This is a genomic window from Brucella sp. NBRC 12950 (assembly GCF_030268145.1).
Lineage (GTDB): Bacteria > Pseudomonadota > Alphaproteobacteria > Rhizobiales > Rhizobiaceae > Brucella.
Window position 1 is genome coordinate 233,120 of sequence record NZ_BSQC01000007.1, and the last position, 12,496, is coordinate 245,615.

Consider the following 12,496-nt stretch of genomic DNA (forward strand, 5'->3'; position numbering starts at 1 on the left):
TCAATCAAGCAATTTCGACTAATAAATCAAAAATCGAACAAGTAAATAATATAAATATATTGATATATTATATTATAAATTTCTAATATTAACTTAATTATATAAATGAATCACACATTATCACGCTGTGGAGATTTAACATGATAATCATTTTCATATAGTTAATTTCATTTCTATCGGAATTAATTATTTATATTAGAATTAATTAATATTGATATAGATCTACAACTTCAATCTCTATTGCCTGGCGTCGCGACGCTGTGGAATAATCTTGAATGCCTCCATCTAGCTATATTGCTTAAAGCAATTCGCACGAAACTCATGGCGGGGCCAATGCATGACACGCTAGCCGCGACTGACGTTAACCAATTGAGTTCAAGGACATAAGGTCTCCCCCGAAGACATCTGGGCGCTGATCGCCATCTTTCTGTTAGGTCGAGCCAATATCTCATCAGCAGTCCCTGTTTCATTGAGTCAGGATTCGTTGTGCTGGCAGCAAGGTATTCATCAAGTTCTTGTCTTTGATGAGGGGTGAAATCTCGCTGTTCTCAAGCTGGTTAATGTCGTTTCAGCCAACCGGAGTGTCGGTTCATCCGAATGGGCTTGTATAACTGCTGAGATAAGCAAAATTGCATTCTGATGATGACGCTCTCGGGGACCATGAATGCGTAACTTGACCTTGATCGGAAAGACTGGTGCAAAGCTTCTAGGACAATCGGGCAGTCTAGACTATCGCATATACAAGATTGGCCGACGCTCAAGGGACCATTACGTGAGCTCTTGTCTATCTGGACCCGCATGGTTTGCGTTTGTCGGAGTTGCGGCTGTGATCGCGAGCACATCTCTGACCCAGACAGCATTCGCACAGAAAACGTCCGGCGGTGGCGGTGCAGGCGGCGCTGAAGGCACCCCACCTTCGCATTTTGATGCCAAAGGTAATCCTGGCGGGAAAGGTGCGGGCTCGACAGCAAATTCCGGTGGCGGCGGTGGTGGTGGTGGTGCTGGTGGCGCTGCCGGCGGCAAACATGACGGTAGGAACGCATCGATAACTGGTGGCGGAGACGGCGGTGAAGGTGCGAGAAGTGCGCAAGGCGGTCGAGCGGGTAACAATGGTGCCATTGGGTATTCAGGTCCCACAATTTCCGACTATTCACTGATCCAAGCTTTTGACGGAGGAACCGGGGGGAGCGGTGAAATCGGAAAAGAAGGACAAAGTGCTTTTGCAACCGGCAACGGCGCCTCCGGTGGCGGTGGCGGCGGAGGCGGGGGTGGTGGTACTGGTGTGATTTTAACCGCACCAGCAAAAACTCTTGTCGGCCAAACAATCATCGGGGGTGCTGGCGGCGCGGGCGGCGCGGGTGGTCAAGGCGGCGACGGGGTCGTCGTCTGGAATGTGTTCACTGTCACGCCTGGTGAAGGAGGCAGCGGTGGCGGCGGTGGCGGCGGCGGCGGTGGTGGAATTGGAATTGCTACGGCCTATGATCTAACCGTTGAGAGCGGAAGTCTGGTTCTGGGTGGCGCCGGTGGTCAAGGCGGGGTCGGAGGGATCTCGGGGCAACATGCCGATGAAAATAGCGGCGGCAGCATTATGGTCTGTGAAGACGATGAAGGCGAGATCGAATGTTCCAGCCCTATTTCTATTCCAAGTGCACCCTACGACACGCTGACCACGGGCGGGGGGCGCAGTGGTGATGGGGGCGGAGGAGGAGACGCTATCAGTGTCTCCGGACAGTCCGTCTTAGTGATTGCAAACGGCGTTAAAATAGAAGGTGGTGCTGGCGGACATGGTGGCGCAGGTCTGGCTGGTGGTAATACGGCTTCGGATGGCGGCAATGGTGGCAGTGGCGGCAACGGCATTACTGCAATCAGTGGTTCTCAAATAGTCACCAATTCTGGCACAATCATCGGTGGCACAGGGGGAGACGGGGGGCGCGGTGGTGGTGGCGCAGATACAAGTGGCAATGGTGGCGATGGCGGTGATGGTGGAATTGGTATCTCGATAAATACGGGAACTCTAGGCGCGACGGTTAACAACTTGTCTGGAGCCACAATTTCAGGTGGAAGTGGAGGGGCCGGCGGTAAAGCCCCCACGACATCGTCCAATCCACCGAGCTGGTGGTATACTGGTACGAACGGGCGCAACGGGACTGCGGGCGTTGGCGTCTTTTTTTCCACCGAAGGCGCAACCCTTTATAATGCTGGTGCAATCGCAGGAGGACAGAACACGGATGGGACTTATGCCGATGCAGTTCAGTTCACCGGCAGCAATAACACGCTGGTACTCGGCGCCGGCTATAGTTTCAAAGGCAACGTGAAGGCCGAGCCATCGAATTCTAACACGCTGGCTTTTGGTGGCGCGCAAGCCGCGCAATTCGATCTGTCCGGCTTCGAAACAAGATTTCAGGGCTTCAACACGCTAGAAAAGCGCGACAATAGCACATGGTCTCTCACTGGATCATCGCAAACGTTTGATGGGGACCTTGGTGTGCATGGCGGAACATTGGTGCTGTCCACCAATTCTCAGTTAAAGGCAGACAATGTCGTAATCGGGTCATCTCAGGGCGATACGGCCATGCTCAGGATAGAGGGGGCAAATAGCAGCCTCAAAGTCAATGACGCACTAAGTGTTTCTGGATTTGGCAACGACACGCTGACGATTGCGGATGGCGGCAGAGTGACTGTCAACGGCGACTTATCGGTGGGAAGTACAGCCGCAATCATCGCCGGTTCTCAGAACGCGCTCGCGGTAAGCGGGCAGGATGCAGTCCTGCATGTTAACGGCTCGGCAAATATAGGTAGTCGCCTTTCAATCTCCGATGGTGGCGCGGTTTTCGGAAAGAACATGCAGATCGGGGCAGGCAATCCGGGCGGCGATATAGCTACGCTTTTGGTCGATGGAGTGGGATCGGTACTCGACGTTGCGCATATCAATGTAGGTTCTATTGGCGATGGCTCTCTAACGGTCTCAAATGGCGCAACGATCGGACATGCACCAAACACCAACATCATACGGGTTGGAGAAAACGGGGCACAGGGCGTAGTGAATATCGGCGCGCCTGCAGGACAAAACGCAATGGCACCTGGAAAAGTTCAGGCAAATGTAGTTTTGGGCAGTGAAGGAACGCTCAATATTAATCATAACCGCAACGACTACGGGTTCAACACCGACGTCAAAGGGACTGGAGAGATTAACTTCCTGGGTGGTACTACCACGATAGACGGACAAGGCTTGGCGGGGTTTTCCGGGCAATCCAGTATTTCCAACAGTACCGTCGTGTTAAAAAGAGCAGCTGCGCTCAATGGCACAGTCAAGATTGAAGCCGGTGGCAATCTCATCGGTTCAGGTACGCTCGGCGACACAACCGTGGAAAATGGCGGTACAATTGCAGCCGGGTTGCAAACGCCATTAACGATCAATGGCGATCTCGATCTGAAATACGGTGCAAGTTTTAATTTTAACCTTGGGACGTCTAACTCGAGTAAGGCCGCTGCCTTAAAGATCGAAGGCGATTTGAAACTGGATGGGGCAACGCTGAATGTCATTGGTACGTCAGACACAGGGCTGATCGGCTATCACCGGCTGATGAGCTACAGTGGAACGCTTACAACTACCAACGACGGTTTGATAGTGGGCGAAAAACCCGACAGCAGCCCGTTCGGTTACTCCTATACCTTTGATTATGCGCCCAATGTGGTTGATCTCCTCGTTCAGCCAAACGGGTTGAATGTTCTCCAAACTTGGGGAGGAAGCGCTACCGCACTTGATGGTGGGGATGGAACTTGGTCTGGAAGCGAACAAAATTGGCTTGATCCGCTTGGTGGTAGCAGCGGAACCGGATCGAGTTGGGGTAGCGGCATAGCAGTCTTCCGAGGTGTCGGGGGTACCGTTACGTTAGACGGAGCGCAGACCGCTGTTGGTCTGCAATTCGTCCATGGCAATTACACCCTCGCTGGTAGTGGTTCTCTGAACCTTGTGGGATACTCAGGTAATGGCATATCCATCGCTGTTCCGGAACTTCGCGTGCTCACCGGAGAAACCGCTACGATTGCCTCTACTATCAGCGGTCACGAAGGTTTCGAGAAAACAGGCGACGGATTGCTCATCCTATCCGGAACAAACAACTACACTGGTGATACCGTAGTCAGTGGCGGCACGCTGCAGATCTCGGCTGACAACAATTTGGGATCAGCCGGCAACGGCCTTACGATCAATAGCAGCTCGTTTCAGACAACCAGCAATCTCTCAATGGCAAGAGTCGTGACATTGGCGGATGAAGCAGCGTTCGACGTGATGGACGGCACAGAGCTGCGAATGTCGGGCGCTATCACCGGATCGGGTTTATTGGTCAAACAAGGCGGCGGCACCTTGCTGCTTGGAAACGCTGCGAACAATTGGTCGGGGGGAACGCTTATTGAAGCGGGCACGCTTCGTATGATGGCCGATAGCCCAGGTGCGATTCCTGACATGACCGATTTTGCTTTGACGGGCGGACTGCTTGATCTCAACGGAAATTCGGTGACCATGAGCTCGCTCTTTGGAAGCGGTGGCACGGTCTCCATTGATAATGCAAGCCTCACCATCAATCAGGACGCTGACACTGCTTTTGCTGGCGATATAATAGGCGTTGGCGCAAACAGCAATTTCACAAAGACCGGCGATGGAATTCTTGTCCTCACTGGTAACAACAACTTTCAAGGCCGGACGGAGATACTTGGTGGCACGCTTGCTATAGTGGCGGCGCAAAATATCGGACCCGGGGTCGCGCCTATTGCAATCGACGGTTCAACGCTAGCTACTCTTGGCACTTTCAGTCTTTCACGCGACATTGAGGTGGCAAATGAGGCCACAATTGATACTTTATTTGATACTACACTTCATCTCAAATCCGATATTTCTGGGAGCGGCAGCCTCAACAAGGAAGGAGCAGGTACACTTATTTTGAGTGGCAATGCCAACCATAGTGGCGGCACCACAATTACAAGCGGCCTCTTGCAAATTGGCGATGGTGGAACAACAGGCTCGATAATCGGCGATATTTTCAATAATGGCGGCCTCGTTTTTAGCAGGAAGGACGGCGTTAACTATTCTGGAGTGGTTTCGGGTGCGGGTGCGCTCATCCAATCGGGTCCTGGCGTTACGACCCTCACAGGTAACAATACCTATACTGGTGGAACATTCATTACTGGCGGCACCTTGCAAATCGGCGATGGCGGCACCGGTGGATCGATTATAGGCGGTATATTGAACGATGGCACATTAGTTGTCGATCGCTCGGATCAATACAGCTTCGAAAGCTCCATCATAGGAACGGGTGCATTTGTGCAAGCGGGAACGGGCACGACTGTTTTTAATTCTGACAATGCTTATTATGGCGGTACGACGATCGCCGGGGGAAGCCTTCAACTGGGAACCGGTGGGAAAACTGGCTGGCTTCAAGGAGATATCAAAAATAACGGCTCTTTACTCTTCAACCGTTCCGATGCAGTTTTGTTCGCGGGCAGTATTTCTGGCAGCGGAACAGTTAGTCAGATCGGCGATGGTATAACTGTACTTACTGGCACAAATTCCTACAGCGGTGGTACTGAGATTATATCTGGTGCTTTAGTAATTGGAAATGGCGGCACTTCAGGATCTTTGATCGGTGACATAGGTAATGCCGGTGTATTAGCCTTCAACCGTTCTGACACAATCAAATACGATGGAATAATTAGTGGTTCTGGCAGTCTACAGCAGATCGGCGTTGGAACCACTGTTCTGACTGGTAATAGCAGCTATACAGGCTCGACGACGATTGCTTCGGGTCGTCTTCAACTCGGCGACGGTGGGACATCAGGCTCGATTGGCGGAAATATCCAAAACAATGGCATACTTGCGTTTAACCGCTTGGACATCTTGAATTTTGGCGGCCAGGTTTGGGGCGATGGAAAACTTGAGCAATTGGGGACGGGCACCCTTATTCTCACCGGCAGAAATCAATATGGAGGTGGTGTAACAGTTGCATCTGGTACATTGCAACTGGGCGATGGCAGCGAACAGGGCACGCTTGCAGCAAATGTCGAGAACAACGGGGCGTTCAACGTCAATCGGTTGGGAACCGTTGTATTGAAGGGCGAAATCTCCGGTTCAGGGTCGTTTGGACAAATCGGCGATGGCATCACTGTGCTTGCTGGCAAAAACACTTATAGCGGGGGTACCGCAGTTGCAGCTGGCATGTTGGTGATTGGTCTCGGTGAGGCTGGCAGTATCGATGGGGATGTAATTAACAACAGCACACTCGCCTTCAACCGTTCCAACGACATGACATTCTCAGGAAGAATATCCGGAATTGGTGATGTTTTGCAGATTGGAGAGGGTACAACCAATTTCACTGCCGACAGCAGTTACTTGGGCGCCACAAATATTTATGAGGGGAGGCTTGCCGTAAATGGCTCGATTGCGTCTTCATCACAGGTCACCATCTATGAGAATGGTGAATTGGGCGGAACCGGCGTAGTACCGACAACTTACGTGGATGGGGGCACCCTTGCACCCGGCAATTCCATCGGAACGTTAACCGTTAACGGCGATCTGAGCTTCTCTAGAGGGTCAATTTACGCTGTTGAGGTGTCTGGTTCAGACGCCGATCGCGCGAATGTCGTGGGAGAGGCCGATCTTGGCGGGGCGACAGTATTAGCAACCTTCGCAGCTGACAAGTATGTCATGCGCCGCTACACGATCCTTAATGCGGTAGGTGGGATCAAAGAGAGCCGTTTCGGCGAGGAGTTGACAACTGACCTGCCGACTAGCTTTACCTCGAATTTGAGCTACGACGTAGACAATGTATACCTTGATCTGACCCTCAATCTCAGTGGCCTCAACGTAAACCAACGCAATTTGTCGGCGGCTCTCGTCGACTACTTTGAAAGAAACGGCCAAATCCCACTGGCTTATGGTGGACTAGATTCGAAGGGTTTAACGGTTGCTTCTGGCGAATTGGCCACCGCAATTCAACAAACGACAGTGGACGCAATGGGCCAGTTTATGGGAACAATGACGGACCCGTCGACTCTTATGGGCAAGCCCTCAACAGAGCCTTTTGGCCCTCTTGTGGGACGCTGGAATGTGTGGGGCGGAGGCTTCGGCTCTGAGCGGGAATTGAGTGCGAACAGATTTGTTGGATTCCATGACTTAGTCAGCAAGACTGCAGGGTTGGCTGTAGGCGCAGATTATCGGATATACCCCGAAACGTCTGTCGGGTTTGCAATAGCGGGTAGCCGTAGCAGTTTCAGCCTTGCCGACAGTCTTGGCAGTGGCAATTCAGATTTATTCCAGCTCGGCGTTTACGGTCGCCATGAAGTCGGAAATCTTTATGTCAATGCGGCACTCGCTTATGGTTGGCAAAACGTCGAAACGGACCGCATCGTTGCACTGAATGGGGCGGATCGGCTACATGCTGGATATGATGCGGGGGCGGGGTCAGGGCGTCTGGAAGCTGGTTACCGCTTTCAGACATCTCACATTGGTATCGCACCCTATGTTGCAGGACAGTTCGTAAGTTTCGATCTACCATCCTATTCAGAAAGCGCCGATGCCGGGCAAAGCGCTTATGCTCTAAGCTTCGCGTCGAGACATGAAACTGTCGGACGAAGCGAAATCGGCATACGTGTTGACCAATCATTTCCTTTCAACGATGGGCTCCTCACTATTCGAGGAAAGGCTGCGTGGCTTCGAAATTTCAACAATCGCCGCGCTTTATCTGTATCTATACCCGAACTTGAAGGCACGGATTTTAAGGTTTATGGAGCTTCTCTGTCACGCGATACCGCCCTTGCGGGTATTTCAGGTGAGATGCTCTGGAAGAGCGGGCTATCGCTCAGTGCCGGTTTCGACGCTGAGTTTTCCGGCTCAGACAGCAGCTATGCAGGAAAAGGCGCTCTCCACTACAGGTGGTGATTGTCTGATTATGGGGCCTTCATGCTGGGCCCCATAACATCCTGACTGCTATTGCTGCGTTTTGGTCCACTGACCTGTGCCATCACTATTATAAAAATCGATAGTAAAGCCTTGTGCTCGATCCTGTTTGACCTTGAAACTAATTGACGCGAGAGAACCAACGAGTTCGGCTTCTCCGACTGGAACGAAAGAAAAAATGTCGCCGTCCCAATGCTGCAATGGAAACTCCATTTGTTTCGGACCCAGAACCAGTATTAGCGCTCCGTTGCTCTCTTTGATTGTAGTCTTGCCGAAATAGGGATTCTCGAAAACACCGGTATAAGCTTCAAGAGGCTTTGCAGGCGAAGGGTTTGCTGGCTTCTCTTTGAAAGACAGGTCGCCTTGCGGCGTAAAAAAGCCCTTCATCGCTCCATTATAGGCCGCAAACCAGTCGCGAGAAGGTTTGCCGTAAAGGGCTTTATCAGTGAATTGAGCAACGACTGACTCAGCAGCGCCAACCGGCGCGCCGTTGGTCAGTACGATAATACCAATACCCGCGGAGGGGACGATCTTGAATGCCGTTCCTGCTCCGAGCAGAAATGCTCCTGAATGACCCATGGACGGCCGACCACCAAGCTCCGTGTTCACGTTGAAACCAAAGCCATAAAACCCCGATCGTGACGAGGTATCATGCGCGCGCGCACTAAACGACTGTGGTGAAAGCGCGGGCACGAGCGCGTCTTCAGCGATCATGCGCTTTCCATCATACTCACCATTTTCAAGAAGTAGTTTTAACCATTCAGCTAAATCGACGACATTGGACGACACACCGCCAGCTGGGGCCTGCTCGTCCGCGTCTCGCGAGCCCAATCGCAGGAAAGAGCCATTCTGATAGGCATGTAACGCCGCACGATTGTCTTTTGCAGTGAAATCGGAGAAGCGATAACTGGTTGCTGTCATTCCAAGCGGTTTCAGTAGCATTTCATCCGCCAGCTTGTCCCATGGCTGATGCATTGACGCAGCTATTGCTTCTGCTCCAATCGTCGTGCTGAAATTTGCATAATGATATGAGGTTCTGAACTGATCGAGCGGCAGAAGTTTCAAACGTTTAAGGACATCATTACGTTTAAAGCCGAGGTCCTCGAGATCATCTCCAGCGGTGCCGGGTAAACCGCTGCGATGAGCGAAAAAGTCCCCGATTGTCGCGCGCTCCGAGACATAACTGTTGCTCAATTTGAAGTCTGGCAAATGTTTGGAAACCGGATCGTCCCATTCAACAGCACCATTCGTCACGGCGATTGCAGCAATCGTCGCAGAAAGCGACTTTGAAATTGAGGCGATCTGGAACACGGTGCCCGCATCAACCGCCCCATCTTTACCCATCTCTCGTTTGCCGTAACCTTGTGCAAAAACCGTCTTCCCACCACTGACAACAGCAACTGCCAGGCCAGGTACTTGACTGCGCTTCATCACGTCAGCGATGATTTCAGGCAAGGCCTTGAGGGCTTTGGCGGTACTCCCCTCGGGAATCTGCACGACGTCGCCTGCTGGGTTGGTTCGGTTCTGAATGAAAACAGACTGCGCTTCGGCGGCAGTCGAGTAGTTAAACGCGACGATGAAGGCAATAGCGATGAACGACGCTCTGGTTCTCATGGCTGGTTCAAAACTCCTTTTGGAAAGCAAGGCGCAAAACGCCCTGATTGACAGTCACAGTCTGATCTTGTTGATGGACCAGCCCAGTTTGCAGGATAATTCCGATGGGCGTGACGTAGGTAACGGTTCCAGCCACGCCCCAATCCCCGTCGGGCTGGAGGCCGTATGGTGCCAATTTATCCTCCTTGCCCGAAAGTTTGCGCACTGCACTTGTTGCGGCGAACTGCCATCGATCATAGGTGAGCGATACTGAAGTGACAGCGTTTCCATTGGAAACAGGTGCCAAGCGAAACCCAGTGGAATAGGTCGCTTCACTAAACCAGCTCAAGCCCCACTTGTCAGACAAGGCGGTATCATAGCGCAGCCGGGCGGAAATCGTGCTGGAACCTTCATCAGAACCCGGCTCTGCTGAAGGCCGCCCGATGTCCACGCCGCCCGATATGCCTTTAACGCCCGGAACATTACGGAAGTCATAAGACAGCACAAAAGAGTTCAAGTCGTCGCTAAAGGCGGGCGGCTGATCATGTGTGGGGAATATAAAGCCGTCATTGAGGCTCAGACGACGGCTAAGAACCGTGTCATCGTGTTTAAACACGATACCAGCTAGAGAGTGAGATCCCCAATTCTCGGTGTTGAACGTGTAACGACCGCCAAATCCCAAGGAGCCTTTATACGCAAAATCGTCGGTAAAACCACTATAGAGGCCATCGATCGCATGCCAGCCGTCCCCAAACCCCAGATCCATTTTGCCGCCATAAAGTGCAAAATTATCGCCGGTGTACGAAGCAAATAAGTTTTTTAGAACAATACCGAGATCGGAAAAAGCATTGTCCCTCGTAGCTTCTTCGGAAGAGTCAATGGTGACTTTGGAAAGTACCGAGAACTGCGGCGACAGCTGCCAGACAAGCGCTGCTTCTGCCGTCGGTTGTAAACTGTTCCAGTGCGACCGAGGTATCTGGTGGTTACTGTCATCAATGCCAAAATAGCCAGTATAGCCAGCCATAAATAAAAGCTGGCCGTTCAGCCGCGGATAGCCGTCTGCCTCGCCCGCATCGCCTAATTTGCTATAGGGTGTTAAAAAAATCTCAGTTTTAAAAATATCCCTCTTTTCCTGCGCGGATACTTTCGTCGTAGTCACCATAAATGACGCTGCGGAACCGAATACGACAATGCTGAATATCTTTTGATAAATAGCGAAGGTCCAGCACCTGCCGATGCAGGTGGACATTGATCTTGTGGACGATTGCATGATTAACGCGCCAGCTCAGCAGCTAACTCGCGCACTTGTGAATGAATATTTTCGAACATGCCAAAGTTTACCCGGCTGGCAACGACAAATATGCCGAGTTTGCGTTGGGGCGACAGAACTGCGTAACTCATGAACCCTCCAAGCCCGCCGCTCTTTCCTAGCAGAAACGGCGTTTCGTTTCGGGGCATCGTGGCAACCCAGCCTAGTCCCATGCCATCGCCAGCTGTGACTTCAGTTCCCACCACATGTTTAAGACCGTCGTAGGGTAACCAAAGCGTATGATCGAGCAAGAACGCCTCTTTGGACTGCGCGGCTCCTTCAAGATGCCAATGCATCCAACGCGCCATGTCGTCTGCTGTCGTGTAAATACCAGCGCTGGCGTACATGATTTCGGGAACAGGGTTGTTTGGATCCGGCTTACCGAATGGGTCAAGCCCCGTCATCAATCGTTGTTTCTGAGTTTCGTCCAACACATTCGTCGTATCAGTGAGGCCGGCCGGCTTTATCACGGTTTGGGCGAGGACAGTTGAATAATCAGCGCCACCAGCCTTAGCGAGGGCGTCGCCCAAAAGGCCGTATCCCAGATTCGAATAGATCGTCGTTGTACCAGGCGAGTATGCGGGCTGATTACTTCCGATCCATTTCCAGTAATATTCGCGATCGAAAGCTGCAAACGGATTATCAGTGATTTTAACGTCCGGATTTGGTAACTCTCGTGGTAGACCAGCCGAGTGAGTAGCCAAATCAAGAAGTGTTATAGGTCGACCGTTCCTCTCAACATTAGTCCCGTCTGGCGCATATTTTGCCAACGGATCCGTCAAGCTGAGTTTGCCAGTTGCTGCAAGTGCTGCGAGTGCGTCGCCAGCGAAGACCTTGGAAACGGACGCTATGCGAAAGATTGAATGTCTGTCGGGCTCGACGTTGCTGCCTGGCGCCGTCTCCCCGTATGCCTGAATAACCGTGTTATCTCCCTGCACTACGGCGATTATCAACCCAGGTGCGCCGGAATTGAGGAAGAGTTGCATGCCGGCCATCGACACAGCATCTTTCAAGGCGAGGTCTTCCGCTTGCGCACTATTATTATTTGCGAGAAATATATTGGCGGAAAACACAGAAAGGAGGGAGAGTTGCAGGAGCATCCGCGAAGACATGGCAAAACCTTCCAGTGAGTTTGAAGCATGTTCTTATGCGGGGCACTATCAAAGAATTTCAGGCAACCACAACAATTCAAGTACGAGCCGACGTGCCGGTTTGACGAATGGCATGATCACAACCGCGTAACGGTTAAAATCGGTTGTCTGCATAGAATTGTAGTTTCACCTTGAGGTCGTTGCACAGAGGGGCCTCGTATCGAATGATTCTGAGCCATCAACAATTAGAACAATATGCTTGAGAGCAAGGCGTTCACGTGTGACGATGGCGTGTGTTTCAAAAGGACGATCTTGTTCAGCAGAGTGTTTGGACGAGTTAGACGATCCGTCTTTTAGGTCATAACCGACCATTGCATCTAATCCCGATAACGATCTGGGAACCTGAACACGTGCTGCGCATCACTAGAATGGCGACCGGTTGCAGCTTTACGATAGAAAAAATGACGGGATATCAGCTTCTATATGCGCTTTTAAACGTCGTTAACATTTTTCAAAACACCGCCCGATGTGTTTGGGGTGGTATGAGATAGA

4 protein-coding genes are annotated in these 12,496 nt (G+C 51.7%); 1 reads left to right on the plus strand and 3 read right to left on the minus strand.

The genetic code is table 11. From position 1 onward, the window contains the following. The first annotated feature begins 826 nt into the window (after window positions 1–826). Complete coding sequence (locus QSJ70_RS13945; protein WP_285537201.1) at window positions 827–7,933, plus strand: autotransporter-associated beta strand repeat-containing protein; 7,107 nt, start codon at window positions 827–829, stop codon at window positions 7,931–7,933. A gap of 48 nt (window positions 7,934–7,981) precedes the next feature. On the opposite strand, the gene QSJ70_RS13950 is transcribed toward QSJ70_RS13945, so the two are convergent. The 3 genes from QSJ70_RS13950 to ampH are packed head-to-tail and all read right to left on the minus strand — an operon-like array spanning window position 7,982 to window position 11,965. Further along, window positions 7,982–9,565, minus strand: a complete 1,584-nt coding sequence (locus tag QSJ70_RS13950) for a serine hydrolase (protein ID WP_285537203.1) — start codon at window positions 9,563–9,565, stop codon at window positions 7,982–7,984. A 7-nt stretch (window positions 9,566–9,572) separates the two neighbouring features. Further along, a complete protein-coding gene (locus QSJ70_RS13955) occupies window positions 9,573–10,814 on the minus strand; it encodes a hypothetical protein (protein ID WP_285537205.1) in 1,242 nt (413 codons plus the stop codon). Window positions 10,815–10,816: 2 nt separating this feature from the next. Further along, window positions 10,817–11,965 (minus strand): D-alanyl-D-alanine-carboxypeptidase/endopeptidase AmpH, encoded by a 1,149-nt coding sequence (gene ampH, locus QSJ70_RS13960; protein WP_352231004.1) that lies wholly within the window; start codon window positions 11,963–11,965, stop codon window positions 10,817–10,819. Window positions 11,966–12,496 lie beyond the last annotated feature (531 nt).